General features: G+C 65.2%; 30 protein-coding genes. 16 read left to right on the forward strand and 14 right to left on the reverse strand.

Annotated elements, in window-relative coordinates:
• Nucleotides 1-98: 98 nt before the first annotated feature.
• The gene (locus AC6I6S_RS14480; RefSeq protein WP_497951083.1) at nucleotides 99-719 is read left to right on the forward strand and encodes a GNAT family N-acetyltransferase; all 621 of its coding nucleotides are present in this window, start codon (nucleotides 99-101) and stop codon (nucleotides 717-719) included.
• Here AC6I6S_RS14480 and AC6I6S_RS14485 read toward each other — a convergent pair.
• Both AC6I6S_RS14485 and AC6I6S_RS14490 read right to left on the reverse strand, forming a co-directional pair.
• Nucleotides 695-1048, reverse strand: coding sequence for a DUF5658 family protein (locus AC6I6S_RS14485; protein ID WP_497951085.1), 354 nt, complete (start codon nucleotides 1046-1048; stop codon nucleotides 695-697). The two genes, AC6I6S_RS14480 and AC6I6S_RS14485, sit on opposite strands and share 25 nt — an antisense overlap.
• Before the next feature lie 233 nt (nucleotides 1049-1281).
• Entirely contained in the window at nucleotides 1282-3012 is a 1731-nt protein-coding gene (locus tag AC6I6S_RS14490) for an acyl-CoA carboxylase subunit beta (RefSeq protein WP_497951087.1), read from the reverse strand.
• Nucleotides 3013-3518: 506 nt separating this feature from the next.
• On the opposite strand from AC6I6S_RS14490, the gene AC6I6S_RS14495 reads away from it, so the two are divergent.
• Together AC6I6S_RS14495 and AC6I6S_RS14500 are read left to right on the forward strand one after the other, a co-directional pair.
• Nucleotides 3519-4682, forward strand: coding sequence for a hypothetical protein (locus tag AC6I6S_RS14495; protein WP_497951089.1), 1164 nt, complete (start codon nucleotides 3519-3521; stop codon nucleotides 4680-4682).
• 12 nt (nucleotides 4683-4694) lie between these two features.
• Entirely contained in the window at nucleotides 4695-4949 is a 255-nt protein-coding gene (locus tag AC6I6S_RS14500) for a DUF8119 family protein (protein ID WP_497951090.1), read from the forward strand.
• A 129-nt stretch (nucleotides 4950-5078) separates the two neighbouring features.
• On the opposite strand, the gene AC6I6S_RS14505 is transcribed toward AC6I6S_RS14500, so the two are convergent.
• The 3 genes from AC6I6S_RS14505 to AC6I6S_RS14515 form a co-directional block, all read right to left on the reverse strand.
• Nucleotides 5079-5945, reverse strand: a complete 867-nt coding sequence (locus AC6I6S_RS14505) for a class 1 fructose-bisphosphatase (RefSeq protein WP_497951092.1) — start codon at nucleotides 5943-5945, stop codon at nucleotides 5079-5081.
• Entirely contained in the window at nucleotides 5945-6730 is a 786-nt protein-coding gene (locus AC6I6S_RS14510) for a class I fructose-bisphosphate aldolase (protein WP_497951094.1), read from the reverse strand. Before AC6I6S_RS14510 ends, AC6I6S_RS14505 begins: the two co-directional genes overlap by 1 nt.
• Nucleotides 6731-6833: 103 nt before the next feature.
• A complete protein-coding gene (locus tag AC6I6S_RS14515; RefSeq protein WP_497951095.1) occupies nucleotides 6834-7403 on the reverse strand; it encodes a DUF7409 domain-containing protein in 570 nt (189 codons plus the stop codon).
• 168 nt (nucleotides 7404-7571) lie between these two features.
• On the opposite strand from AC6I6S_RS14515, the gene AC6I6S_RS14520 reads away from it, so the two are divergent.
• The 3 genes from AC6I6S_RS14520 (at nucleotide 7572) to AC6I6S_RS14530 (ending at nucleotide 10666) form a co-directional block, all read left to right on the forward strand.
• A complete protein-coding gene (locus AC6I6S_RS14520; protein ID WP_497951096.1) occupies nucleotides 7572-8426 on the forward strand; it encodes a 3-hydroxyacyl-CoA dehydrogenase family protein in 855 nt (284 codons plus the stop codon).
• A 164-nt stretch (nucleotides 8427-8590) separates the two neighbouring features.
• Nucleotides 8591-9118, forward strand: coding sequence for a hypothetical protein (locus AC6I6S_RS14525; RefSeq protein WP_497951098.1), 528 nt, complete (start codon nucleotides 8591-8593; stop codon nucleotides 9116-9118).
• A gap of 204 nt (nucleotides 9119-9322) precedes the next feature.
• On the forward strand, nucleotides 9323-10666 hold the full coding sequence (locus AC6I6S_RS14530) for a hypothetical protein (RefSeq protein ID WP_497951099.1): 1344 nt from the start codon (nucleotides 9323-9325) through the stop codon (nucleotides 10664-10666).
• Between the two features lie 14 nt (nucleotides 10667-10680).
• Here the strand turns inward: AC6I6S_RS14530 and AC6I6S_RS14535 are convergent, their stop codons facing one another.
• Nucleotides 10681-11730, reverse strand: coding sequence for a phytoene/squalene synthase family protein (locus AC6I6S_RS14535; RefSeq protein ID WP_497951100.1), 1050 nt, complete (start codon nucleotides 11728-11730; stop codon nucleotides 10681-10683).
• 229 nt (nucleotides 11731-11959) lie between these two features.
• On the opposite strand from AC6I6S_RS14535, the gene AC6I6S_RS14540 reads away from it, so the two are divergent.
• The 4 genes from AC6I6S_RS14540 (at nucleotide 11960) to AC6I6S_RS14555 (ending at nucleotide 15169) form a co-directional block, all read left to right on the forward strand.
• The gene (locus AC6I6S_RS14540; RefSeq protein ID WP_497951101.1) at nucleotides 11960-12112 is read left to right on the forward strand and encodes a glycine zipper domain-containing protein; all 153 of its coding nucleotides are present in this window, start codon (nucleotides 11960-11962) and stop codon (nucleotides 12110-12112) included.
• A 147-nt stretch (nucleotides 12113-12259) separates the two neighbouring features.
• Entirely contained in the window at nucleotides 12260-12862 is a 603-nt protein-coding gene (locus tag AC6I6S_RS14545) for a hypothetical protein (RefSeq protein WP_497951103.1), read from the forward strand.
• A 51-nt stretch (nucleotides 12863-12913) separates the two neighbouring features.
• Nucleotides 12914-13783: a magnetosome magnetite crystal formation protein family gene (locus AC6I6S_RS14550; protein WP_497951104.1), complete on the forward strand. Its 870-nt coding sequence runs from the start codon at nucleotides 12914-12916 to the stop codon at nucleotides 13781-13783.
• 240 nt (nucleotides 13784-14023) lie between these two features.
• Nucleotides 14024-15169 (forward strand): acyl-CoA dehydrogenase, encoded by a 1146-nt coding sequence (locus AC6I6S_RS14555; RefSeq protein ID WP_497951106.1) that lies wholly within the window; start codon nucleotides 14024-14026, stop codon nucleotides 15167-15169.
• Nucleotides 15170-15179: 10 nt separating this feature from the next.
• Here AC6I6S_RS14555 and AC6I6S_RS14560 read toward each other — a convergent pair whose 3' ends face one another.
• Nucleotides 15180-15476: a PadR family transcriptional regulator gene (locus AC6I6S_RS14560; RefSeq protein ID WP_497951108.1), complete on the reverse strand. Its 297-nt coding sequence runs from the start codon at nucleotides 15474-15476 to the stop codon at nucleotides 15180-15182.
• Nucleotides 15477-15517: 41 nt separating this feature from the next.
• Nucleotides 15518-16420: a DUF3267 domain-containing protein gene (locus AC6I6S_RS14565; protein WP_497951110.1), complete on the reverse strand. Its 903-nt coding sequence runs from the start codon at nucleotides 16418-16420 to the stop codon at nucleotides 15518-15520.
• A gap of 199 nt (nucleotides 16421-16619) precedes the next feature.
• Between AC6I6S_RS14565 and AC6I6S_RS14570 the strand changes: the two genes are divergently transcribed.
• Complete coding sequence (locus AC6I6S_RS14570) at nucleotides 16620-17825, forward strand: polysaccharide deacetylase family protein (RefSeq protein ID WP_497951112.1); 1206 nt, start codon at nucleotides 16620-16622, stop codon at nucleotides 17823-17825.
• Nucleotides 17826-17954: 129 nt separating this feature from the next.
• Entirely contained in the window at nucleotides 17955-18236 is a 282-nt protein-coding gene (locus AC6I6S_RS14575; protein ID WP_497951114.1) for a DUF7111 family protein, read from the forward strand.
• 34 nt (nucleotides 18237-18270) lie between these two features.
• Here AC6I6S_RS14575 and AC6I6S_RS14580 read toward each other — a convergent pair whose 3' ends face one another.
• Complete coding sequence (locus AC6I6S_RS14580; protein WP_497951116.1) at nucleotides 18271-18561, reverse strand: DUF7410 domain-containing protein; 291 nt, start codon at nucleotides 18559-18561, stop codon at nucleotides 18271-18273.
• Nucleotides 18562-18682: 121 nt separating this feature from the next.
• On the opposite strand from AC6I6S_RS14580, the gene AC6I6S_RS14585 reads away from it, so the two are divergent.
• Together AC6I6S_RS14585 and AC6I6S_RS14590 are read left to right on the forward strand one after the other, a co-directional pair.
• Nucleotides 18683-20116, forward strand: a complete 1434-nt coding sequence (locus AC6I6S_RS14585) for a heme o synthase (RefSeq protein ID WP_497951117.1) — start codon at nucleotides 18683-18685, stop codon at nucleotides 20114-20116.
• Between the two features lie 84 nt (nucleotides 20117-20200).
• Complete coding sequence (locus AC6I6S_RS14590; protein ID WP_497951118.1) at nucleotides 20201-20653, forward strand: hypothetical protein; 453 nt, start codon at nucleotides 20201-20203, stop codon at nucleotides 20651-20653.
• 242 nt (nucleotides 20654-20895) lie between these two features.
• Here the strand turns inward: AC6I6S_RS14590 and AC6I6S_RS14595 are convergent, their stop codons facing one another.
• From AC6I6S_RS14595 to AC6I6S_RS14610, 4 genes are all read right to left on the reverse strand, one after another.
• Complete coding sequence (locus AC6I6S_RS14595) at nucleotides 20896-21714, reverse strand: carbon-nitrogen family hydrolase (RefSeq protein ID WP_497951120.1); 819 nt, start codon at nucleotides 21712-21714, stop codon at nucleotides 20896-20898.
• A gap of 85 nt (nucleotides 21715-21799) precedes the next feature.
• Nucleotides 21800-22234, reverse strand: coding sequence for an SRPBCC family protein (locus AC6I6S_RS14600; protein ID WP_497951122.1), 435 nt, complete (start codon nucleotides 22232-22234; stop codon nucleotides 21800-21802).
• Nucleotides 22235-22291: 57 nt separating this feature from the next.
• Nucleotides 22292-22516 (reverse strand): DUF7123 family protein, encoded by a 225-nt coding sequence (locus tag AC6I6S_RS14605; protein ID WP_497951123.1) that lies wholly within the window; start codon nucleotides 22514-22516, stop codon nucleotides 22292-22294.
• A 72-nt stretch (nucleotides 22517-22588) separates the two neighbouring features.
• On the reverse strand, nucleotides 22589-22777 hold the full coding sequence (locus AC6I6S_RS14610) for a DUF7525 family protein (protein ID WP_497951124.1): 189 nt from the start codon (nucleotides 22775-22777) through the stop codon (nucleotides 22589-22591).
• Nucleotides 22778-22877: 100 nt separating this feature from the next.
• Between AC6I6S_RS14610 and ddfA the strand changes: the two genes are divergently transcribed.
• Together ddfA and AC6I6S_RS14620 are read left to right on the forward strand one after the other, a co-directional pair.
• The gene (ddfA, locus tag AC6I6S_RS14615; RefSeq protein WP_497951126.1) at nucleotides 22878-23168 is read left to right on the forward strand and encodes a DdfA family disk-determining factor; all 291 of its coding nucleotides are present in this window, start codon (nucleotides 22878-22880) and stop codon (nucleotides 23166-23168) included.
• A gap of 69 nt (nucleotides 23169-23237) precedes the next feature.
• The gene (locus tag AC6I6S_RS14620) at nucleotides 23238-23843 is read left to right on the forward strand and encodes a DUF420 domain-containing protein (protein ID WP_497951128.1); all 606 of its coding nucleotides are present in this window, start codon (nucleotides 23238-23240) and stop codon (nucleotides 23841-23843) included.
• 41 nt (nucleotides 23844-23884) lie between these two features.
• Here the strand turns inward: AC6I6S_RS14620 and AC6I6S_RS14625 are convergent, their stop codons facing one another.
• Nucleotides 23885-24055 carry a hypothetical protein gene (locus tag AC6I6S_RS14625; protein WP_497951129.1) on the reverse strand — a complete coding sequence of 57 codons (171 nt, stop codon included), beginning with the start codon at nucleotides 24053-24055 and terminating at the stop codon, nucleotides 23885-23887.
• Nucleotides 24056-24100: the final 45 nt, after the last annotated feature.

The following is a 24100-nucleotide window of genomic DNA, read 5'->3' on the forward strand; positions in this document are numbered from 1 at the left end:
CGCAGGATTGTAAATGATGCTGACATCGGCGTTCCGCCACCGTCACACCGTGACACACCCTCGTCAGTACTTTTATACGGCGTCCCGTCGCTCGAGCCATGAGCGAGCTGTTCCCCGAGACGATCGAAACCGACCGGCTCACCCTCGAGCACCTGTCGACGGCGACGGTCGATCCGCTCGCCTACTACGAGCGGTGCTCGAGCGATCCGGCTATCGAGGCCGTCACCGCGTACGCGCCGTGGGACCCCCACGACACGCCGGCGGAGACGGTCGCGTTTCTCGAATCTTGCGAGGGGGCCTGGCGGAAGGGGACGGCCGCCGACTACGCGCTCCGGCCGGCGGACGGCGAGGACGCTGGCGAGATAGCCGGCGCCTGTGGCCTCGGTGTCGATTGGGACCGACGGACCGGCGACCTGGGGATCTGGCTCCGGAGGCGCTTCTGGGGTCGCGGTTACGCTGGGGAGCGGGCCGACGCGCTGCTCGCGCTCGCGTTCGAACGACTCGGCCTCGCGGTCGTCGCGGTGCTCGTGCGGGCGGACAACGACCGGTCGCTGCGGGCGGTCGAAAAGTACGTCGAGCGGTTCGGCGGGAGCCGGGACTGTCTGCTCCGAAACGAGTGGACGATGGCGGTCGACGACCCCGTCGACGCGATTCGGTTCACGATCACCCGGGAAGCGTACGACCCCGCGGCGGCTCAGACCACCGTCGAGATCATGTAGAGGTTGATGAAGACGGCGATCACCCACGGCAGTGCGAGGGCGGCCGGAACGATCGCCCGGTACTCCCGTGGTAACAACGGTCGACAGCAGAGCCCGACGCCGACCGCGAACGCCTTCAGACCGAGCATACCGAGCAGTCCCCAGCTCTCGATCGCGTGCCAGGCGATCGGGTTCGACTCGGCCAGCCCCATGTTGAGGCCGACGAACGTCGTCACGATATCCCCGACAAGCGAGAGCGCGACGACGACCCAGAGCACCTGCTCGAGGTCGTTCATCTCGTATCCGGTGCGCTGCAGCTGGTGGCGCCAGTGAGCGCCGTCTGAACTCATAGGGCTCCCGACCGGAGTCGAACCGATCCGTCGCCTCGAGGAGCCGTCGGGGACCGTACGCGAGGGCTCCACGGTCGGTGGTATTGTTATGGACTCATGAGACCGCGTGACTATCTCAGTAAGCAGAACATAACTCGGCGGCAGGCGCCGAAATGGGCGCGGAGAAACGAGGCAATGACGGCTAACAGGTTCTTAATAGACGCTCGGAGGACGCCGGGGAACCGACCCCCCGCTCAGATGATGGTGCCGTGTTTCTTGCTCGGGAGGGATTTCTCGACGTCCTCGTAGAACGAAAAGCGATTGGCGAGTTCGGTCCGGAGCGTGCTCGGCGGCACGATCTCGTCGACGATGACCTCGCTCGCCATCCGGTGGATGTCGATGTCCTCGCGGTACTCCTCGCGGAGTTCCGCCTCGCGTTCGGCCCGTTCCTCCTCGTCGTCGATCTCCGAGAGTTTGCGGGCGTACACCGCGTTGATCGCAGCTTCGGGACCCATAATCGCGATCTCGCCGGAGGGGAGGCCGATAATGCTCTCGGGGTCGTAGGCCGGGCCGCCCATCGCGTAGATTCCCGCGCCGTAGGCCTTGCGGACGACGACTGTCTGCTTGGGAACCGTCGCCGAGGAGGTGGCGTAGATGAACTTCTTGCCCTTCTCTAAGATGCCGTCCTTCTCGACCTGCGAACCGGCCATGAAGCCGGGGGTGTCACACAGGTACAACAGCGGAATATTGAACGCGTCGGACTTCCAGATGAACTCGGCTGCCTTCTCGGCGGCGTCGGGAAAGATCGCCCCCGCACGGTGGGCGGGCTGGTTGGCGACGATGCCGACGGGCCGACCGTCGATACGGGCGTAGGCCGTGATGATCTCCTGGCCGTAGTCGGGCCGAAGCTCGAAGTAGGAGCCGGCGTCGACGATCCGGTCGATGACGTCGACCATGTCGTAGCCGCGGTTCGGGTGCTGCGGGACGATCGAATCGATTCCCTCGGGGGTCTGTGCGGGCGCCGCCGGCTCGCTCCGGGGCGGCTTCTCGTCGGAATTGTCGGGCAGGTAGGTGACCAGTTGGGCGACGAGTTCGCGGGCGTGTTCCTCGTCTCTGGCCACGAGATCTGCAGACCCCGATTCGCTCGCGTGTACGTGGGCGCCACCCAGATCCTGCATATCGATATCCTCGCCGGTGACCATCTGGACCATCCGCGGGGAGGCGATGGCCATCGCCGACATCCCCTCGACCATGATCGTGAAGTCCGCGAAGACAGGCGTGTAGGCTGCCCCTGCGATACACGGTCCGTAGAGCACACAGATCTGGGGGACGCGCCCGGAGAGCATCGAGTGGTTGTAGTAGTACTTGCCGATCCCCTCTCGGTTGGCGAAAAAGCCCGTCTGCTGGTCGATCCGACCGCCCGAGGAGTCCATCAGGTACAGTACCGGCTGGCCGGATTTGAGCGCGCGCTGTTGCATCCGCAGGAACTTCTCGACGCCGCGTTCGGCCATCGACCCCGCTTTCACGGTGAAGTCGTTGGCCATGAAGTGTAGCTCGCGATCCTCGAACGCCGCGGCACCCGTCAGCAGTCCGTCGCCGGGAAGTTTCCCCCCCGCGTCGAAGTTGGCGAACTTGCCGTCCTCGAACAACATCCCGTCCTCGCCGAACCAGAGGTCCAGTCGATCGCGGACGAACAGCTTCCCCTGCTCGGAGAGCCGCTCTTTGTACTTTTCGGGGCCGCCCTCGAGGATCTCCTCGATCTCCTCCCACAGTAACTCCTCGCGTTCGGTCGGGCCGAGATCGTCGGCGAGCGGTGCGTCGTCGCCGCTCGTCGGTTCCTGTCCCTCGGGAGCGTCGTGGGTCGCGGCCGGTTCGTCGTTCTCGCCGACGTACACTTCGACGTCGTCACCGGCGTGTTCAGCCAGCGCAGCCGCGATAGCCGACGCCTCCTCCTGTGAGGCTCCTGCCGCGATACGGACTTTCATGGCAAATGCTGCGAGGGGGGTCCAAAAACCGTTTTCCCTTTGCGGGCGCGTCTACGTGAGGGCCGAAGGCGGGATCGTACCGTTCTCGAGGCAGCCAACGAGTCGGCTCTCGAGGAGGGAGGGCGTATATCGTCGGGAGGGTCGCCGCGGCCGAGTCACCGAGGTCGCACGTTGCCTGTCGTGGCGGGGATGAGGAGGACAGCGCATCGTAGCACGCGGCGGGGAGTCAATCGGACGCTGTCATCTGCCTCCGTGGTCACCAACACGGAGACATAGATTACTCTCGGTCGGATACTCACGAACGCTCGTATTAACCCGTCCACTCATTAAGTCGGGGTGACCGCTCGTTATCACTGCTGCCGTGAACATCCGGGCGGACACTGCAGGCAGAACCATCTTACCCGTCGTTGTGGTTGTCGGTGTGTAGGCACCGATGTCCACCTGTACGAGAGAAATAGCAATGTAATCAGCCATCCCACCTCGAATAGCAACCTCTCTCGACCCTAATGTCACCCGACGCCACGGAGCGTTTCGCACGCGAACTCGCGACGGTTCGCGAGCGAGTACACGCCGGTATGAGTCGCCGCGACTTCGTTCGTACTCTTGCCAGCGCCGGCTACGCCGTTGGCATGGCCCAGCTACTGGGCGTCGAGGACTTCCTCTCGGTCGGCGACGGTGAGGTACCGGTCGTGACGGCCCTGGTTCACGACGATCCCTCCGATCCGTGGGCCGTCGAAGAGCGGACGAAAGCGGTTCCCGCCGACTGGTACGCCGCCGTCACGAAGGCGTTCGAACTGAACGACCGACTCGCTCGCTCTGAGATCGCGGGCTATCTAGGCAGCGCCGTCGTTCCCGGCAGCTACCGCAGCGGCACCGCCTCGCTCACCGTCGAGGTGTCGGCAAACCCGCAGACGATCCGTAACGCGCTCGAGGATCTCGTCGACGACATCAGTCTCAACGTCCAGGCGATCGGTGACATCGAGTCCATGGAAGACGATCCGCGCTCGCCCGAGCCCCGGTTTCTCGATCGCATCACGGGCGATCGGGTCCCTGGCGGTATCGGGTGTGAGACGCGAACGAGCATCGCGACCCTCGGTCCCGCGCTCTACCGCCGGGAGTCCGAGGGGCCGTTTTTCGTCACGGCCGAACACGCGTTTCGCGAGGGCGGGTACCGAGTGCTTTCCCTCCCGACCCGACGCGACGGGGTCGTCGAACTCGGTTCGGTCCGGTTCGACCACCCCGTCGAGGACGTCGTCGCCGTCGAGCCGAGCGGGTTCGCGCGACCGGATAGCCAGATCGCCGCGCCGGTTCGGGCCGACGTTCGCGGACAGTTCACCCGGTTCGGAGTGGCGGACCTCGTCGCCAGAGAGGAGCCGCTCGAGAAGATGGGAGCACTCACCGGCCACACGAGCGGCCAGATCCAGGGGATCGACGCCGTCACCTGCGTGACCGACGACTTCTGTCGGCGCGGACAGCTCCGGTGGGGTGACGAGTCGGATCTGACCGATGGAGATAGCGGCTCCGTGAGCTACCATCCCGACCCCCAAGCGCCGGACGACGGCGTGCTGGTAGCCAGTTTCAACAACGCCCGGACCTGGTGGCCGGGTCAGAGCTACGTCTGGGGCGTCGCCGCCTACCGGCTCACTGAGCAGTACGGTTATCACTTCTAACCCGACTCACAGATGTCATCCAACTCACCTCGGTCGCGACTGCAAACGGGCTTCAAAGCGGCAGTAATTGCGATAACGCGGGTGCTGGCCGACCTGCTCATACTCGGACTGTGGGTCGTCTTTCTGGTGCTCGTGTTCCTCGGAACTGGCTGGCCTCGCGTGTGGTTCTACCTGTTCCTGCTCGCCGGCGTGGTTCTGTACGTACAGCTAACGGCCGACTGGCTCGGTACCGACGACGAGCGGACTGACGACGCAGGGGCGGAGTAGCCCGGGACCGTGCCCTGGTGGTCGACAGCCAGATCTCGCCCGAGCACGACGCTCGCCGACGTCGCGGCCGAAACGCCCGTGACTGCCACGGGACTCGAGCCCCGAAAAGGGGAGTCGGCGGTCAAGAGACTACTCGAGGGCGTCCTCGAGGCGGTCGATCAGTTCCCGGTTGCCGACGTGGAGCGGCACTCGATCGTGGAGGTCGTCCGGGTCGACCTCGAGGATCGACTGGGTTCCGTCCGAGGAGCCACCACCCGCCGTCTCGACGAGGTGGGCGATCGGGTTCCCCTCGAACTGCAGGCGGAGTTTGCCTCGGGGGCTGTCCTCGAGTGCGGGGTAGGCGAAGATCCCACCGTAGGTAAGCACCTGATTGACGTCGCCGATCATCGCGCCGCCGTAGCGCAGTTTGTGGGACCGGTCGGACTCGATCTCTCGCACGTAGGCCTCGAAGTCGGCGGGCCAGTCGGGGACGCGACCGCCGAAGCCGTAGACGAGGGGGTCGTCGGGGATGGCGACGTCGGCGTCGACGACGGTGCGCTCCCCGTCGGTGAGTTCGTACTTCCTGACGGCCCCGTCCCGGGCGTACGCCATCGTCGTGATGGGGCCGTAGAGGACCCACCCGGAGGCGATCAGCGACGTTCCGGGGGCCGGCAGGGGTTCGTCGTAGATTCCGAACACCGTCCCCATCGTGTTGTTCGACTTGAGGTTCGAGGAGCCGTCGAGCGGATCGACGGCGACCGAGAGACCGTCCTCGCCGCAGTCGATCGTCTCGAGGCGCTCCTCGCTTGCGTACTCGCAGACGCCGTCGATTTCGGCGAGGCGTTCGGCCAGGAGGTCGTCGGCCCAGACGTCGGCCTCGGCCTGGGTTTCGCCGCTCGGGTTCTCCGCGTCGGCGTCCCCGCGGCGACCGACGAGCCCGCGCCTGATCTCCGCTGCCGACCCCGCGATCGTCTTGACGACCGCCTCGACGGCGTCGTGATCCTGACGTTCGGGCATCACTCGAGGGCGGCGTCTGCCGTCTCACCCTCGTAGATGACTTTCTCGAGGGCGTCGAGCAGGCGGGTCGGGTCCTCGCGCTGCCAGACGTTGCGGCCGACGGCGAGTCCCTTCGCACCGGCGTCCATCACGGCCTCGACGGTCGAGAGGAACTCGTAGTCGGAGGTCTTCGAGCCGCCGGACATGACGACCTTCATGTCGCCGGCGCAGTCGACGGCGTGGGCCATCGCCTCCTTGCTTCCGGGATACTTGACCTTCGCGATGTCGGCCCCCAGCTCGAGCGCGAGGCGAGTCGCGTAGGAGATCGTCGAGGGCTTGGTGTCGTTTTTGAGGCCCTGCCCGCGCGGGTACGACCACATGACCATCGGAAGGTCGTACTCGCGGCCTTTCTCCTGGGCGTCGCGGAACTCCTCGACCATCTCGATCTCGTGGTTCGAGCCGCCGTAAACGGTGAAACCGAGCGCGTCCGCGCCGATCTCCGCGGCGTAGTCGACCGAGCAGTTGACCGCCGAATCGGGTTCGCCCATCCAGAGGTTCGAGGTGCCGTTGAGTTTGAGCAGGAGGTTGACGTCGTCCTCGTAGCTCGGGTAGTAGCCCTCGGCGATCCCCTTCTGGACGGCCATCGCGGTGACAGCGGGGTGAGTCGCCGTCTCGAACACCGTCGACGGATCGAGTTTTTCCGGAACGTCTTCGAAGTCGACCGGCCCGTGCTCTAACCCGTGGTCCATCGCCAGAATCAGTGACTTCCCGTCGCGAACGATCGGTGAATCGTCGATCGGAATCATCCGGTAGATGGTCCAACAGGGCGCTATAAATCTTTGATGGTACTGTCGGGTGAAATATACCTCGGTCGGTAGTAAATCTGTGCGAGCACAGCCGCGACGTCCCTCAGGACCGGCTAACGAGTTCGCGCGCGTTGTGTCGCCAGGTCCGGACGTGGAGGACGTTCAACTCGAGGAGTTTCGCGATCTCGCCGGCCCGGATCGTCGCCAGCCGCTCCGCAGAGATGATGCCGGCGTCTGCGAGCGTGTTCGCGTTGTCGGAACTGACGCCGGTAACGGCCGTCACCGGCGTCGGGCGGGGGTAGGGCCGCGCAGCGTTCTCGTTCGATCTACTCGAGTCCGCAGCCGCTCGCTCGCGGGCGGCCTCGAACGCCTGCCAGTCTTCGTCGGAACTCGCCGCGACCCACTCGCGTTCGGCCTCACCGAGTCCGCGGACCTCCGCCGACCGGCGGTCGAGATCGCTGTCGGTTTCGAACGACCACGGAAGGGAGAACCGCCGTCGAAGCGCGTCGGCCACGGTTTCGTCGACGCCCGAATCGAGGAGCGCCCGATAGGAACAGTCCTTTTTCGAGACGGCCGCTGGATCGATACCCGCGGCCTCGAGCGCTTCGCGCTCTGTCGGGTCGAACGACCCGGTGCACCCGTCCGTTTCGTAGACGACCCCGTTTTTACTCACACGAATCACCGATACTATTCGTATCTCTGACCCGACCCTCTTGAACGTTTCCCTCTCGTAGAATGTCTGTCGAAAAAACGTCTGACGCTCAACATCTATCTGCGGAGTCCGGAGCGGTGGATCCGGAACATCGGCAACCTTACCATCCGAACACAAGAACTGCCAGCTATGGTTCGCGAGCAAGTCGACCGGATCGGCGTCGTCGGCGCGGGAACGATGGGCAGCGGCATCGCACAGGTCGTCGCGACGAACGGGTACGAGGTCGTCATGCGCGACATCGAATCCGAGTTCGTCGAGAACGGGTTCGAGACGATCGACCACAGCCTCGAGCGCCTCGAGACCAAGGACGCCCTTCCCGAGGACGCGGAGACGATTCGCGGCCGGATCGAGGGGACGACCGCGCTGGGCGAACTTGCCGACTGCGATCTCGTCATCGAGGCGGCCGTCGAGAACATGGATATCAAGCGGGACATCTTCGGGGACCTCGAGGGCGTCTGCGACGACGATATCGTGCTCGCGACGAACACGAGCACCCTCTCGATCACCTCGATCGCGTCCGCTATCGACTCCCCGGAGCGCGTGATCGGCCTCCACTTCATGAATCCGGTGCCGATCATGGAGGGCGTCGAAATCGTCGTCGGCGAGAAGACGACCGACGACGTCACCGAACTGGCCCACGACCTCGCCGAGGACCTCGGGAAGACGACCTGGGAGTCCGACGACAAGCCCGGCTTCGTCACCAACCGCATCCTGATGCCCTGGATCAACGAGGGCATCCGCGCCTACGACGAGGGCGTCGCGACGAAGGAGGACATCGACGCGGGGATGGAACTCGGCACCAACGTCCCGATGGGTCCACTCACGCTGGCCGACCACATCGGGCTGGACATCTGTCTGCACGCCTCCGAAACCATGTACGAGGAACTCGGCGACCGCTACAAGCCGGCCTACCTCCTCAAGCGCAAGGTGGAGGCTGGCGATCTCGGCAAGAAGACCGGCATGGGATTCTACGAGTACGACTGACGTCCGTTTACGGACCAGAACCCGTTACGGGATAGACGCGGGTCAGTTCAAAAATTTTGATAGTCTACGCGGGGAAAGAGTGACGCATGTCACCCGATCGGCCGGTCGCTCGTCACTCGTCGCCGCAGGTTGACGGGAACGATCGAATTCGGCGGGCGCGACGAATGTCCGAACGATACGGACTCGCACTCGAGGTGCTCGTTGCGGCCGTCGTAACGGTCGGGTTCGTGATCGGAGCGTTCACGCTGTTGCTGGGATTCGGTGCACACGCAGGGGACGGCCCGTTCCCCGTGTGGGATTCGATGTTATTCAGCACCTGGTTTTCCGTACTCATGGGACTTACCGCCCTCGGTGCGTTCGTCGTCGTCAACACGGTTGTTCCGCTGATACGAGTCGAAGCAGGTGCGATCATGGTCGAGTCGAGCCGGTTCCGGGACCGTCCTCGCTGGTACCAGATCGGACGGGCGACGAAACTGGGTTGTGGCGTCGTCGTGGTGCTGTTCGGCGGACCGCTTTCGTTGCTGGCAGCCACTCTCACCGTCGACCCGGCCGTGGTTCCGGAAGCAGTCGTCGACGTTCGCCGCTCCTGGGCGTTCGCGTCAATGCTCGTCTTGCCCCTGGCAGGGGCTGGTCTCCTTGCGAGCGTCTTCGTCCACGCGCTCGGCAGGGCAGTTCGCGTCGTCTCGATCTAGCACGTCGTCGATCGCCTCCAGGCCTGTCCGGCTTTCCGTGATGGAACCCCGCTACCCGTGGTCTCGTCCCAGGGGACGGATCGACAGTGTGGTCGCCTCACCTGTTCACCGGTGTGCCAGCACCCTCCGCATGTCCCGCCTCTTCGAGTCACCACCCATCAGTCACCGAAAGATAATTATCACCTTATTGTCTTTCTCGCGGTAATGCGTTCGTCACTCGGCTCCGCCGTTTTCGTGAGTGCGCTCGTTTTCCTCCTCGTTGCCGGCGCGGCTGCCGCTGCACCGCCACCCACGCAGCTCTGTGCGACCTGCGACGGCGGCCTCCAGGGTGCGACCGACCGGGGCACCCTCGACATCTACCTCGAGGAAGACGGCGACTCCCGCTGGGTCGAGCGGACCCCCGTCGAGTCGGCCGCCGCCGAGCGCTACGCGGACGATCCGGACGAACTCGAGCGGGAGGTAAAGCGGTCGTGGGCTCACTACCAACACGTGGCCGACGACGATCTGGAGGATCGGTCGGTCGGCGTCGAGGACGAGACGGTCGTCGTTAGCTACCGCGTCGAGGATATCGCGACGGCCGGCGTCGGCGACGCCTGGATCGTCGACTACTTCTACGCCGGCGGAACGGCGACCCGCTATCACATCAGCGCCGATCGGCTGACCCTTCATCCGCCTGACGGCACCGCAGTGCGGACCCATCCCTCCGACGCCGCACTCGAGCACGGAGCGCTGGCCTGGGAGGGCGGCGACCCCGGCGTTCGGGGGAGCGATTTCGATCGCCGCACGATCGTCACCTACGGCCCGGACGGGGTCTCGACAACGGCGGCCGCCCACGCGACCGTTGCGACGACGCTCGGTCCGCAGGTCGGCAACCACGCGGCGTGGGGCGGCCTCCTCCCGGCGTTCGTCGTCGGCGCGGCCGCCCTCGCGACCGCGCTCACCGGTCGAACGATCGGCACCGAACGGGTTCGTCGCCGCGCATCCCGCTTCGGGAGCGAGTATATCGGTGTCGACCGCCTCGAGGACGCGGTCGTCGCGGTCGGACTCGCCGGCATCGCCCTCGCGATCCTCGGAACCGGACTCGGAATCGTACTGGACGACTGGCTGCTGATCGCGAATTCGGTTCTGCTCGGCGTTGGAGCGGGGATCTACGCCGCCATCGTCGTGCAGTCTCGACGGCTCGACGGCCCCACGACTCGAGCCCTCTCCGGGATCGCACTCGTGGGCGGACTCGTCTGTGCGATGATCCTGTTGGCGCTCTCTCGCTCGCTGGCTGCCCTCGCGCCGGCGGCCCTTGCGCTCTCCGCGTTCGCGTTCCTCCCGCTGGGGTACGCCCTCGAGCGACGGGCGACCGGCTGGGTCGTCGCGAGCGCCGTCGTCGTTCTCGCCGGACCGTTCCTGGCGATGGCCGCCCTGGCGCCGCTGTACGTGTTCGGGCTTCCGCCGGTATTTCACGGGTTCGTCCTGCTTCCGTCGGCGCTGCTCGTCGCGGTGGCAGGCTACCCGCTGGCGGTTGTCGGTCGACGGCTGACGGAGCCAGCCCGGTAGAAAGCGAGTCGCTCTTACCGCTCGTGGAGCGGTCGGGTCGCCATCTCCTGGCGCAGTTCCTCGAGCGCCGTCCGGGAGACGTCCTGTTCGAACTGCTGGATCACCGCGAACACCTCCGCCCGCGAGATCTTGACGTTCCCCTCGCGGACGACGTCCTCGGGACGCTCCTGGAGCTCTCTGAGCGTGCCGACGGCGAGCAGGTAGGGGATCGCCCACGCGGAAAGGGTGTTGCCGTGGTCCTCGGGGACGACCTCGAGGTAGCGCTGTGCACCGTCGAGGTAGCCCTCGGCCCGGCCGATGACCCGCTTGACGACCGAGGTGACGCCGCTGTGGTTGGTTTCGTCGACGACGGCGTCGACGTCGACGTTCTCCTCTGCGAGCCACTCGGCGGGGAGGTAGACGTTGTTCTCCTCGCGGTAGTCGGACTCGACGTCCTTGGCGATGTTGACTAGCTGTAAGAGAAGGGCGAACGAGCGGGCGTTCTGGCGCATCTCCTGGGCGCGCTCGGGGGAGGCTCCGCGGGCGACTAGCCCGGTAATGAGCGTGCCGACGGTGCCGGCGGCGTACCAGCAGTACTCCTCGAGTTCCTCGACGGTCTGGAGGCGCAGCCCCCCTTCCTCGGCGTACCGGGCGGTGAACATCGCCATTCCGTCGACGAGCTCGCGAACCGGCTCGCGCATGATCTCGCGGGGTTCCTCTTCGAGGGCTTCGAACGTCGCCAGCACGCGTGGCGTCTGGGCGACGACCTCCCAGTCCTCGTTGCGTTCGGCGGGAATCCAGGGCTCGACGTCGACCATGAACGCCGACACCGCGTACTCGTCGTCGGGGTCGAGCAGGCGGTCGTACGCCGAGAGAAGGGCGGTCTGTTCTTCCGGAGGAATGTGTCCGGCGTCCTCGATCGTGTCTGCAATCCGACAGAGGAGGTAGCCCAGACAGATGTGTCTCGCCATCGGCTCCTCGAGTCGGTCGACCGTGATCGAGAACGTCCGAGACACGCCGTGTACCGCCTCATAGCACCACTCCAGGTCGGGGTCTGCGCGGATATCTGACTGGCCTGTGGTCATCTACTTGACCACCATTGTACCGCGTCCCGGAAAAACACCGCGGTCGCGGTGAGCCTCTCCTCGCGTCCTGTTGCCGGGAAATCGACAGAATTAGTCGCAGCGCTTACCAGTCTGTTCGGCGACGAGTCCAAACGGAGAACGAGACGGCGTGAGTGAGGTCGTTGTCGGTCAGCCAGCAGACACTTTCCGGGAGCGATACAGTGAACACGGATCAGAATGGTGGCTTCCTATGGCTGATGAGACGACGGTCGGTCTCGGTATCGCTACCGGCCTCGGAATTGGGATTACATTCGGCGTCGCGATGGACAATATCGGCGCAGGAATCGCTATCGGCGTCGGAATCGGCGTTGCGCTAGGGCTCGGGTGGGACGAGGCGGAATAGCGCCCCAGACTCGCGGAGTCCGCACGATACCTCACTCGCAGCGAGAACCGGTCGAATCGCCTCGTTCGGTCCTGATCTCCGATTTGGCGTCCACCAAATCCGAGTAGGGCTTTAACTCCCCGGATCGAAAAGCGAGGGTCAGAGACAATGGCGACGATCCCTCCATGGATTGAAAATCGGCTCGAGGACGGTCTTCACAGGAAGTTGACGCAGCGACACGTCGTCGAAACGATGATCGACGCGGATCGGCCGTACTTTTCGGCCGAGCAGATCCGCGCTCGAGTGCGGCCGGACGTGAGCAAGGAGACGGTCCGGCTTCGACTGACCGAACTCCGTGAGATCGACGTCGTCACCGCAGAGACGTACCCGGAATCGATCACGCTGTACTACATCAACCACCCGGAGTCGCAGTGGCCGCTGTCTCCCGAAGGGAAGGCCTCTCTCTCCTACGAGACGCCGCTCGAGACCCTGTCTGTGGGCGAGTTCGTCCGGCTACAGAACCCGGCCGGGATCAGAACGCTGGTGCTCGCGGGGTTTCAGTTGAGTCTGGTACTGTTCGCCGTGGGGATCTTCGCCCCGCTTCTCTCGAGCGATCCGATCGTTCAGAGCACGAACGGCTACTGGGAGGTGGCCGGAAACCTCTTCGTCGTCTGTTTCGGTCTGTTGCTCGCCGAACGAGGGGTTCGAGCGCTCAGAAGCGGCGGTGTGGGAGGGACCGGTATCGTCCCCGACCGAGTGAGATCGAACTGAGAGGAGACCGCTATCGCATCGACGTATTCGACGACCTGACTGACAGCTCCTATGTCCAACGAACGCGAACCCACGGCTGAGGCATCGACGGCACAACCAGGACCGACTCTGCTGACAGAGCGCACCCTCTCGGGCATTTTCGTCCACCTGCTTGGGGTGGGAACCGGATTCGTCCTCCCCGCCCTCGTGTATCTGGTAGTCGACCACGAGTTCTCCCGCGAGAACGCCCGAAATGCGTTCAACTGGCAGGTGTTGTACACCGGCGCGTTCGCTACGCTCTTCGGCTTTTTCGCAATCGGTGTTGCCGTCGACTCGCTGTTTCCCGACAGCATGGCCTTTCAACTGCTCGCAATGGGATTCGTACTCGTGTTCGCCGTGGGATTTTTCGGCTTCACGTTCGCGTTCCTGGGGAATCTCGCCTTTGCGCTGATCGCGACGGTCAAAGCGATCTTCGGCAGCGCGTGGGCCTATCCGCTCGCTCCGGACGTTATCGGCTGGCTCTCCGCCAGGGTCTCCGGGGGCGTCGACTGGTGGAAACTTCTCTTCGCCCACGCGCTCGTCGCACCGGTGACGGGGAGTTATCTGCTCTGGGAGGCGGTGGGCAGCGTCCCGGAGAGCGACGCGGCGTTTTTCATCGGCTTCGCGTTCGTGGTCGCTCTCCTGCTTACTTCGCTTCTCACGCCGGGCGTACTGGTTCGAGATATGCGGGTCGTGGCGTCGTCGGCTGATACGTGGTCCCCGAACTGGATAGTGTATCTCGCGGGGCCGGTGGCCGCCGGGTTCCTGACGTACGTCGTGACGGGGATGGGGTTGCAGTCGGAAAACCCGGCCGGGGACGCGATTTTCGGTTTCGCGGGCGCGCTCTGGGTCGCGACGCTGATCTACCTGTTCAGGCGGCACCGGCGGGCCGAATCGCCGTGACTTGCGTTCGGATCGCCGTCGCTCGGGTTTGAACCGTCGCGCTCGCGATCGGACTCGAGTCAGAGCCTATCGAGGACGAGAGCGGTGCCGGAAACGGTTTCGATCCAACGGGAACGAGCGGACACTGAGAGCGGTACGCTACCGGCGAGGTCCGTTCGCGACGGCGCCGTGTCGTCCGGCAGACTCGCCGCCCGACCGCCAGCCGACAGGATAAAGGACGGACCCGCCGATAGCTCGCGCATGGACTTTACCCGCTCCCCCGAGCAGGAGCAGATTCGGGAGATGGTCGCGGAGTTCGTCGACGAGGAGATCGTCCCCGTCGCGAGCGAGATCGACCACGAAGACGAGTTCCCGGCCGATCTCGTGAGCGAGATGGCCGACCTCGGCCTGCTGGGAATGCCGTTTCCCGAGGAGTACGGCGGTGCCGGACTGGACTATCACTCATACGCGATCGGGCTCGAGGAGATCTCCCGTGGCTCCGGCGGACTCGGGACCGTCGTCGCCGCTCACATCTCACTGGCGTGTAACATGGTCTACGAGTTCGGCGACGATTCCCAGAAGGAGGAGTACCTGACACCGCTTGCCGAAGGGACGGATATCGGCGCGTTTGCACTGTCGGAGGCGGGGGCCGGAAGCGACGTCCCCTCGATGGAGACGACAGCCGAGCGGGACGGTGAGGAGTATGTGATAAATGGGGGCAAGCTCTGGATCTCGAACGGCTCCGTCGCCGACACGGTCATCCTCTTCGCGAAAACCGATCCCGACGCGGGGAACAAGGGGATCTCGTCGTTCATCGTGCGTCCCGAGGTGGACGACGGCTTCTACGTGGAGGGCACCGAGGAGAAACTCGGCGACAAGGGCTGTCCCACGGCCGAACTCCGCTTCGACGACCTCCGGATCCCCGCCGAGCGCCGCCTCGGGGAGGAGGGACGCGGCTTCGTCCACGCCCTGAAGACGCTGAACGGCGGTCGGATCACGATCGCCGCCCGAAGCGTCGGCATCGCCCAGGCCGCCCTCGACGAGGCGGTTTCCTACGCGAACGAGCGCGAACAGTTCGGCCAGCCCATCGGCGAGTTCCAGGCGATCAAACACAAACTCGCGGACATGGACACGAAGGTCCAGGCCGCCCGCCTGCTCATGCACAAGGCCGCAGACAACAAGATCCGCGGCGAGGACTACATCAAGGAGGCCGCCCAGGCGAAGCTCTACGCCAGCGAGATCAGCCGCGAGGTCGCAAACGAGGGCATCCAGATCCACGGCGGCTACGGCTACACCAAGGACTTCCCGGCAGAGCGGTTCTACCGCGACGCCAAACTCAACGAGATCTACGAGGGAACGAGCGAAATTCTGCGCAACACCATCGGCGACCAGGTCCTCGACGGATAGCGACGGTCCGCTACCCCGAGTCAGTCTCGTCCGCCGACTCCAGACACCCTTCTAGCCACGCGGTGTGCTCCCGAAGCCGCCGCTCGCCGTCTTCGGTAAGCGCGTAGACGTCGTGGAGCCCCTCGGTTCGCTTCTCGACCAGTCCGGCGTCGACCAGCGCCGACAGTGAGCCGTAGAACGATTTCGGCTCGAGCCGACTGTCGTAGTGAGACTCGAGCGCCGACTTCAGTTCCTGGCCGCGCAGTTCCTCCGCTGCCAGCAACGCGCACATGTCTCGCCGCCGCCCGCTCTGGAGCCACTTCGCCATGGCGCTCACTCGAGTCGCCTCGAGTGTGGGCGTTTCGATCGTCAGCCGAGACGCCTGCCGGCGGTCGAGAGAATCGCCCAGACGAGGCCGCCGGCGACCGAGAGGCCGACGAGCGCGGGGTATCCGACCTCGAGGAGTGCCCCGTCGCCGCCGACGAGTTCGTGTCTGAACAGGAACCAGTGCCCGTCCGGATTGCCGAGGACGACGGTTCCCGACGCGAACGCGAGCGAACCCACCACGAGTACGAACAGTCCCACGAGAATCGCGGCGAAGGTCCCGATCGTCCCCTTCCAGAACGGAATCAGCAGTCGGTCGCTCGAACGGCGGGGGCCGTGTGTCCGCTCGCCGTAGATTCCGATCCCGTTCTCCGCCGGGTCGGGGAGTTCGCCGACGCGAACGCTTTCCGGGTAGCGAGAGAGCAGGGCGGCCATCCAGAGATCCCCGACCGATCCCGCGACGTTGGCGGCGAGCGCGAAGACGAGCAGCGGCGAGGGAACGGCGACCAGCGCCACCATCCCGACCGCCGAAAGCGCGACCAGCGGGGCGAGCAGAATCACGAGCATCTGGTTTCGGGTGTACGTCGCCCCGTCGGTTCTGGCGTACGCGTACGGCAACACGAAGTACGCGACGCCGACGCCGTACTCGGGGCGGCCGCCGTAGCGGCGCATGAACAGCCCGTGAACGAGTTCGTGGGGCACGACGACCGCGACGAGAACGACGGCGACGACGGCGAACCAGACGAGCAGATCCACCGGCGAGACCACGGAGACGGCGACCGGTTCGAGTGACTCGCCGTGGATCGCCTCGAGGACGAACCCGAACAGAGACAGTGAGAGAACGAACCCAACGGTGGAGACGATGAGCCACTGAACGGCGACCGGTCGCGTGAGTCGAAACTCCGCGAGTAGCCGCGAGGAGGAATCTGCTGTCGGGTGGTCGCTCACAGCGTGGATGTTCGTGACAGCATCGGGATATCGGTATCGATCCGGACGCCAGCTTAGTCGACTCCTAATCCGCCGGAGCCGACTGCTGTCGGTTCGACCGGGTGCTTTCGTGGTGAATTCGACCGGCCGCATCGGGAGCAGGTCACTGTGACCTGATCACGTGGATAAGTAAGTACGGGCGGCGGATACGACGGGCACAATGACCCACACGACGCGGCGGCGCGTTCTCGCGACGACCGGGGCGCTTGCGGCTGGCGGTACGGCTCTCGTTTCGGGAGCGAGCGCCGCCAACGAAGAGGGGGACGGGATGCTCGTTTTCGTCTACGACGACAGTCCGATGGAGGATTACACGATGACGTTCCCGATTCACCAGGAGTACGACGCTCCCGGCTGTGTTGGTGCCTGTCCCGGCCTAATGGACGAGTCGGACGCGTTCATGGACCCCGAACACCTCGAGGAAATGCACGAGGCAGGCTGGGAGGTCATGTCCCACACGCTCGACCACCGGGCGCTCGGCCACACCCCCCTCCAGCGCGACGCCGAGAGCGGCGACGACCGCATCTGGGTTCAGTCGAACCTCCACGGCGACCATCCCGGCGATCCGCTCGTCGTCCTCGACGGCGACGAAGAGATCGAGGCGACCGCCGCCGGAGCCGGGATCGATGACGGCGATCACTACATCGAACTCGAGTCGGGTCTCGATCAGGGAGTCGAGGCGACCGATCAGACGTTCGTCCGCTACACCGAGGAGTTTACCCGCGAGATCTTAGAGGAGTCGAAGAATCGAATCGAGGAGTGGGGAATCCCGGTCACGGGCTTCGTTTACACCTACGATCGGTACCACGGGCTGGTCGAGGAGCTCGTTCCCGAGTACTACGACGCCTCGCCGAACTACCGGAGCCAGGGCGGACACAACGCGATCTCCGCCCTCGAGCCGACGCAGCTCGTTCGGCAGTACCTCGAGACCGATCGGATCGACGAGGAGGGAATCGACCAGTTCGTCGGCACGATCGCCGAAGACGACGTCCTCGGGATCTTCGGCGGCCACAGCCAGTTCGAGGAGATGACCGAAGACCAGATCGCCTACGCGCTCGAGTCGGCCGACGAACAGGGTGTCAGGGTCGTTACCCTCCAGGAAGCACTCGAGGAACTCGGCCACCTGGACGTGCACACCGTCGAGGCCGACGACGGGGAAACGGATGATGGGAACGGCGGAGACAACGAGAGCGACGACGCCGCGGGCGGGAACGAATCCAGCGACACCGTGGAAACGACCTCGACCGACGAAGACGACGCAAGCGACGACGGCATGCCCGGCTTCGGTGTGGCGGCCGGCACCGCCGGTGTCGTCGGTGGTGCCGCGTACGCCGCTCGTCGCCTCGCTTCGAGCGACGACGAGCACTGACTCCCCCTGCGGGCCCCCTGGCGTCCGTGCTCGATCCAGCGATACGACTCGTGACCGATCGCTTCTGTGGCTCCGTTCGGCCGCGTACCGAACCGACAGCTTCCCGTTGTCTGCCGAGGACTGTTTCGTATGGGCAGTGACGACCGGATCGCCGAAGCCGGTAGTATCACCGCGACGTACACCGAAACCGACCGCGAGCGACGCCTCGAGTTCGTCGCCGAAACCGGAACCGCCGCGATCGCACAGAACCGCGAGGGGTACGCGATGTTGAAGGTGCGGCCGACGGCCGACGGCGACGAACTCGAGCGCTACTACGGCTTCGACATGGCGCTCGACCACGTCGCGGAGCGACTCGGAACGTCGCCACACGACTTGCCAGTCCCGGAAGCGGCAACTGACATGGGGATGTGACGGGCGGGCCTGGCTGACGCTACCGGCCCCTCGCTCAGGTGACGGCGGCGTAGACGAACAGCAGACAGAAGTACAGGAGAATCAGCGCCGCGAGCGCTCGCAGTCGGAACCGGCGGAGTTCCGCCTCCTCGGCGAGATACGCCGACTCGAACGCGGCTCGTTGGGGCTCGGTGAGTCGTTCGTCGTGCTCGAGTCCGAGGTGAAGCGTCCGCAACCGCTCGCTCGGGAACGGACGCGAACAGTAGGGACACGACCGGGGTCCCTCGTCGCGGGCGGCCGACGGCAACACAGATATTGACTCGGCGGACGGTTCGATTCGCTCCACAGCGGGTCTCACGTCGCCGAGCAGTATCCACCTTGGGGGTGGTTTCCGGCCGCGGACACGGCCTCCCGAGGAGCGAAAACGGGAACCCTAAATACGCGGAGACGAACCTCCAGATAGAGTCGTGGCAACCGACCCGTTTCCCCGTCCGATCGGCACGCACCGGCGGTTCTCGACGCTGCTGGCAGCGACCGCCCTCGGGGTCTATCTCCTGTTGATCATCGGTGCCACAACGTCGATCACCGACGCGGCCGCGACGTGTACGACCTGGCCGACCTGTCACGCGCCGACGGACCCGCTGAGCCAGACCGAACTCGCCATCGCCTGGGGCCACCGGCTGGCAGCCGTCGTCGTCGGCCTGCTCGTGGCTGCGAGCGCGCTCGCCGCTACCCTCGGTGCGGCCTCCAGTCGCGTCCGTATCGCACTCGCGCTCGCCGCCGCCCTCTACGTCGTTCAGATCGGCGTCGGCGCAATCACTGCAACCGCCGGTGCCGTCGCCGTCGTCCCCGGCCTCCACCTGGGGCTCGGACTGGTCATCTTCACCGCGGCGATTCTCGCACTCGCGTGGGACCTCGAACTCGCAACCGGACAGCGGGAGGACGCTCCGGTTACCCAGCCGGACCCGATCGCCGAGCCCGGAGAGCCGGCCGCTCGAGCGCTTCCCACTGGCAGGCTCGCTCGAGCCCGTCTCACCGCTTTCGCGTACTTCAAGATGATGAAACCGCGGCTGATGTGGCTGCTCTGTCTCGTCGCCGCCGCCGGAATGGCGCTGGCCGCCGGTCCCACACTCGATCGCTACACCATCGTCGCCACGCTCGGCGGCGGCGTCCTCGCCATCGGCGCGTCGGGGACGTTCAACCACGTCCTCGAGCGCGACGTCGACCAGCGGATGTCCCGGACCGCTGACCGCCCGCTGGCGACGGAACTGATCCCCCTGCGGAACGCGATTCTGTTCGGGCTCTTTCTCACCGCCGCCTCGCTGACGGCGTTCCTGACGATCAACGCCCTCGCGGCCGCCCTCGGCCTCGCCGCGATCCTGTTTTACAGCGTCGTCTACACACTGCTGTTGAAACCGAACACCGTTCAGAACACGGTGCTGGGCGGTGCCGCGGGCGCACTCCCCGCGCTGATCGGCTGGGCCGCCGTCACGAACGAAATCGGCCTCCCGGCGCTCGCGCTCGCGGGCGTCATCTTCCTCTGGACGCCGGCGCACTTCTACAACCTCGCGCTGGCGTACCAGGACGACTACGCCCGCGGCGGGTTCCCGATGCTCCCGGTCGTTCGCGGGGAAACCGTCACCCGAAAACACATCGTTCTCTACATCGGTGCCACCCTCGTCGGAACGATCGGCCTCGCCTGGTTCACGCCGCTCGGCGCGCTGTACGCGGGTTCAGTCGTCGTCTTCGGCGGGATCTTCCTCTGGTACGCCGTCGACCTCCACTTCGAGCAGACCGAGGCCGCCGCGTTCCGGGCGTTTCACGCCTCGAACGCCTTCCTCGGGGCCGTCCTCGTCGCGATCCTCGTCGACGCGCTGGTTCTCTCCGGCGCGGCCGCCTGAGACCGGCGGCGAGCGGCGAACGGTCGTCGTCTCGAGGAGTGCGCGGAACAGAAAACACTTACCGCCGGTGCCGAACGCGTCTGTATGGAACCGACGAGACGTGCGTTGGTAGTGGCGGCCGCCGGGGCCGCTGCGGGACTTGCCGGCTGCGTCGCGGAATCCGAAACGGCGACAGAGCGCGACGACAGAACGACGGAGATCGTAGACGTAACACTCGAGACGAACGCGGACGTCGACAGGTCGCTCGAGGACGACCCGACGGTGAGCTACGACGGGGACCGGGGAGAGGTCGAGGTACAGGGACGGTACTCGATCGGCAACGCCTGCTACGACGTGGCGTTTCCCGACCCGGTGTACGACGAGGCGGAAGACGAACTCCGAATACGGCTTTCCCGATCACACGACGGCAGCGACGAGTGCGAGGATATCGATCAGGTGATCCCCTACCGGGTCGTCGTGATGATCGACGGGGGGCCGCCGGGTGTGGTGATCGCAACCGAAGCGAGAGGCGGCGAAGCCGTCGTCGAGATCACGTGACGCCCCGCGATAGCTGAGATTCTACCGGTACCGTCGTCTGACCCGTATCGAGTCGTAGAAAGGCGATGTGGCGAAAGGTGGCCGAGGTGTGCGGAGTGGCTCGTTTCCCGGGAACGAGCGTAGCGCGGGCCGAGCGACGCGCAGTTGTGCCGGTGTCGACGTGAAAAGCGTCTTCGACCGGCATCACTCAATTCGTCGGGGTAGTTAAAAAGCCAGCGGCTTCGGCACGCCGTGCCCGATGCTCACAGCCGTCGGTCCGCAAGCGCGGGAAACTCGTCTCGAACCGTCGTGACCGTCTCGGGGCTAATTTCGGTCGTGACCAGCGCCGGATCGTCGCCGCTCGAGGCCAGGACGGTTCCCCAGGGGTCGTAGATCGTCGACCTGCCGAGCAAGGTGGCGTCCTCGAAGGAGCCGGCGCCGTTGATCGTGGCGACGTAACACTGGTTCTCGACGGCGCGCGCTCGAGAGAGTGTCTCCCAGTGTTCGATCCGGGGGTAGGGCCACGCGCTCGGCACGAGCAGGAGGTCGGCGCCGGCGTCGACCAGCCGGCGGTAGAGTTCGGGAAATCGCAGGTCGTAGCAGGTCGTCACGCCGACGGTGAACCCGCCGAGTTCGGCGACGTCGACGCGCTCGCCGGGAACGAGCAGGTCGGTTTCGGCGGATTCGTAGCCGAAGAGGTGGTGTTTCCGGAAGACCAGCCGGCGTTCGCCGTCGGAATCGAACAGGACGGCGGTGTTCGCGTACCCCTCGTCGGCGGGCGTCTCGGCCGTCTCTGTGGCGGCGAGATCCTCGACGATGCTCCCCGCGAGCAACGCGACGTCGTGGTCTGCCGCCGCCGCCGAGAGCCGGGAGAGCGTCTCGCCCTCGAGCCCCTCGGCGTACCGGTCGTACAACTCGAACGCGAAGTAGCCGACGGTGAACAGTTCGGGCAGGGCGACGAGATCCGCCCCGCGGTCGGCGGCCCGGGAGATCGCCTCGAGGGCGCGGTCGACGTTGCCGTCTACGTCGCCCGATTCGACCCGAAGCTGTGCGAGCGCGAGTGTCGTGGCATCGGTCGTCATCGTCGGTCTCTCGGAGCGCCAGCGAGTTGTACGTTGCCGTGGGGACAGGACGAGCACTGCCACCGGGGTTCGGTCCCACCGGCGCTCACGGCTCCGACGCGAGATCTCGCTCGAGTTCCCGGCGCAGGTTCTCGAGTTCGCCGTCTAGGTTTCGCTTGAAGAACTTCTCGACGCCGGGGACGCGGCCGTCGACGATAAAGCGGTTCTCGAGGCGACAGCCCGCTTCGGTTTCGACGATCTCGTGTTCGCCCGTGACGCGCATCACCTTCGATTTGCCGACGAACTTGACGAACTCCGGCGGTCGGCGGGTGACGTCTTCGGTCTCGACGGGGACGGTCTTGCTGATAAAGGGGATCGGCAGTTCGACGTGCCAGGTCGCTCTGCGGCCCGTGGGGTCGTCGGTCGTGAACTCTTTGACCACGCTGATCGCTCGAGCGCGGTTTTCCGGGTCGGAGATAAACGACCAGACCCGTTCCGGTGGCGCCGCCAGCTCGAACGATCGCTCGACCCGCACAGTCATACCAGTACGTCAGGGGCGCTGTCGTAAAAAGACGGTGAAATCGGCGACAGTGTCGGGTTAGCTGATGGTGACTTTCCAGGTGGTCGAGCGGGCACGTCCCCACTTTTCGATGTCGATCTCGTCGGTCTTCTCTGCGAGGTGGGGGAGGCGGGCGCCGACTTGCTTCGAGGAGAGTCCGATAGCGCTGGCAATGTTTTTCGCCCGGAAGTACTGCTCCCCTCGGGTGACACTCTCGCGAAGGTGCGAGAGAATCCGTTGCTCTTCGTCGGAGTAGTCCGTCATCGTCCGTAACGCGGGTAGGTTGTCTGTGGCCTTAACTGTTCGTAGCAGTTTCGTCCTCAGCAGAACCTGCCGTCAGCCCCAGTAGAGGTGGATGGCGACGACGGCCAACGAGCCGAAGAGAAGCGCGCCGGCGAAGCCCCAGGCAGCCCCGATGTCGGGTGCACCGGCGAACATTGCCAGCGCACCGAGTATCGTTAGCGTCCCGAGTACCATCGCGAGCCCGACACCTCGATCGGTCGTCGTTTCCGTTGGTGCAGCCATGACGCGAGATTGTGGGGCGGCGTTCTTAATTGCACCCATTATCGACGGGCCACACCAGAGGGACAGATCTATTTCTCCGCGGTGGTAATGTCTCACTACGATGGCACATGGGGGAGATGGGACCGACGTGCCTTCTCAGGCAGTACCGAGTCAACGGGTGCTCGAGGCGGTCGCCGACGCGGAGGGTGTTCCGGTCGCGGAACTCGTTCCGCCGGAGTACGAGCCGCTGCACGCGGCGATCGACGCCCAGGCGCTCGACTCGCTGTTCGAACCGACCCGGACCGGTACAGATCGCTCTGATGGCACCGTCACGTTCCGATACTGTGGCTACGACGTAACCGTCGACAGCGACGGGACCGTGTCGCTGGACCGAGAGTTACTGGAGGAGTGAGCCGCCACCGTCGGATCGGTGAACCGAGAAGAGCAACACAAATACGGCGGCTCCACTAACCTCCGGCCGATGGCAACCGCAAACGCGAGACGCCAACTTCGGGAGAACCCGATCGCCGTCACGATCTTTCTGACGGTCGTCGGCTACGCCCTCGTTATCGGAACGTTTCTCCTGGACCTCCCGATCTATCCCGATCTCACGAACGCGCAGGTGAACTACCTTACACACGCCATCGCAGTGATCAACGCCGCGACGACGGCGTTGCTGGTGGCTGGCTGGTACTGGATCCGGGCGGGTGCCGTCGAGCGCCACCGGTGGGCGATGATCGGCGCGTTCTCGCTGATCCTCCTGTTTCTGGTCGTCTATCTGCTCAGGGTCGGTGGCGGCGGCGAGAAGGTTATCACCGGCGTCTCCGACGGCGTCTGGTACGCCTATATCAGCATGCTCGCGATCCACATCGTCCTCTCGATCGTCGCCGTTCCCGTGGTGCTGTACGCGTTGATCCTCGGCCTCACGCACACGCCGGCGGAGTTACGGAACACCGCTCACGCCCGCGTCGGCCGTATCGCTGCCGCCTCGTGGATTCTGAGCCTGGTTCTGGGGGTCGTCACCTACCTGATGCTCAACCACATCTACGAGTACGAGTTCCAGTCGCTGCTGGTACCGGTGTTGTAGGTCTCGCCGACGAACTGGGCGGAACCATTTTCCGACGACGATTATCGACGCGAACCGGCGTCGTGTAACTGCTCGCGGACCTGTATCGCGAGCTGTTCGCTCCACCGGGACTCGAGTGCGGGCTGACTGCTCCAGACCCACTTGCAGTACCGCAGGTGGACGATCAGCTCCTCGTGGGATAGCTGGTGCTTACAGCCCGGACACGTTGGCATACACGCCCTCACGCGATGCGCCAGTGTGTAGCTTCTGGTGGGACT

The sequence above is a fragment of the Natrononativus sp. DTA114 genome (genome assembly GCF_059736515.1).

Bases quoted from the DNA above. Each gene is read 5' to 3' on its own strand.
- AC6I6S_RS14480 (WP_497951083.1), top strand. From the start codon at position 99: ATGAGCGAGCTGTTCCCCGAGACGATCGAAACCGACCGGCTCACCCTC.
- AC6I6S_RS14485 (WP_497951085.1), bottom strand. From the start codon at position 1,048: ATGAGTTCAGACGGCGCTCACTGGCGCCACCAGCTGCAGCGCACCGGA.
- AC6I6S_RS14490 (WP_497951087.1), bottom strand. From the start codon at position 3,012: ATGAAAGTCCGTATCGCGGCAGGAGCCTCACAGGAGGAGGCGTCGGCT.
- AC6I6S_RS14495 (WP_497951089.1), top strand. From the start codon at position 3,519: ATGTCACCCGACGCCACGGAGCGTTTCGCACGCGAACTCGCGACGGTT.
- AC6I6S_RS14500 (WP_497951090.1), top strand. From the start codon at position 4,695: ATGTCATCCAACTCACCTCGGTCGCGACTGCAAACGGGCTTCAAAGCG.
- AC6I6S_RS14505 (WP_497951092.1), bottom strand. From the start codon at position 5,945: ATGCCCGAACGTCAGGATCACGACGCCGTCGAGGCGGTCGTCAAGACG.
- AC6I6S_RS14510 (WP_497951094.1), bottom strand. From the start codon at position 6,730: ATGATTCCGATCGACGATTCACCGATCGTTCGCGACGGGAAGTCACTG.
- AC6I6S_RS14520 (WP_497951096.1), top strand. From the start codon at position 7,572: ATGGTTCGCGAGCAAGTCGACCGGATCGGCGTCGTCGGCGCGGGAACG.
- AC6I6S_RS14525 (WP_497951098.1), top strand. From the start codon at position 8,591: ATGTCCGAACGATACGGACTCGCACTCGAGGTGCTCGTTGCGGCCGTC.
- AC6I6S_RS14530 (WP_497951099.1), top strand. From the start codon at position 9,323: ATGCGTTCGTCACTCGGCTCCGCCGTTTTCGTGAGTGCGCTCGTTTTC.
- AC6I6S_RS14535 (WP_497951100.1), bottom strand. From the start codon at position 11,730: ATGACCACAGGCCAGTCAGATATCCGCGCAGACCCCGACCTGGAGTGG.
- AC6I6S_RS14540 (WP_497951101.1), top strand. From the start codon at position 11,960: ATGGCTGATGAGACGACGGTCGGTCTCGGTATCGCTACCGGCCTCGGA.
- AC6I6S_RS14545 (WP_497951103.1), top strand. From the start codon at position 12,260: ATGGCGACGATCCCTCCATGGATTGAAAATCGGCTCGAGGACGGTCTT.
- AC6I6S_RS14550 (WP_497951104.1), top strand. From the start codon at position 12,914: ATGTCCAACGAACGCGAACCCACGGCTGAGGCATCGACGGCACAACCA.
- AC6I6S_RS14555 (WP_497951106.1), top strand. From the start codon at position 14,024: ATGGACTTTACCCGCTCCCCCGAGCAGGAGCAGATTCGGGAGATGGTC.
- AC6I6S_RS14560 (WP_497951108.1), bottom strand. From the start codon at position 15,476: ATGGCGAAGTGGCTCCAGAGCGGGCGGCGGCGAGACATGTGCGCGTTG.
- AC6I6S_RS14570 (WP_497951112.1), top strand. From the start codon at position 16,620: ATGACCCACACGACGCGGCGGCGCGTTCTCGCGACGACCGGGGCGCTT.
- AC6I6S_RS14575 (WP_497951114.1), top strand. From the start codon at position 17,955: ATGGGCAGTGACGACCGGATCGCCGAAGCCGGTAGTATCACCGCGACG.
- AC6I6S_RS14590 (WP_497951118.1), top strand. From the start codon at position 20,201: ATGGAACCGACGAGACGTGCGTTGGTAGTGGCGGCCGCCGGGGCCGCT.
- AC6I6S_RS14595 (WP_497951120.1), bottom strand. From the start codon at position 21,714: ATGACGACCGATGCCACGACACTCGCGCTCGCACAGCTTCGGGTCGAA.
- AC6I6S_RS14600 (WP_497951122.1), bottom strand. From the start codon at position 22,234: ATGACTGTGCGGGTCGAGCGATCGTTCGAGCTGGCGGCGCCACCGGAA.
- AC6I6S_RS14605 (WP_497951123.1), bottom strand. From the start codon at position 22,516: ATGACGGACTACTCCGACGAAGAGCAACGGATTCTCTCGCACCTTCGC.
- AC6I6S_RS14610 (WP_497951124.1), bottom strand. From the start codon at position 22,777: ATGGCTGCACCAACGGAAACGACGACCGATCGAGGTGTCGGGCTCGCG.
- ddfA (WP_497951126.1), top strand. From the start codon at position 22,878: ATGGCACATGGGGGAGATGGGACCGACGTGCCTTCTCAGGCAGTACCG.
- AC6I6S_RS14620 (WP_497951128.1), top strand. From the start codon at position 23,238: ATGGCAACCGCAAACGCGAGACGCCAACTTCGGGAGAACCCGATCGCC.
- AC6I6S_RS14625 (WP_497951129.1), bottom strand. From the start codon at position 24,055: ATGCCAACGTGTCCGGGCTGTAAGCACCAGCTATCCCACGAGGAGCTG.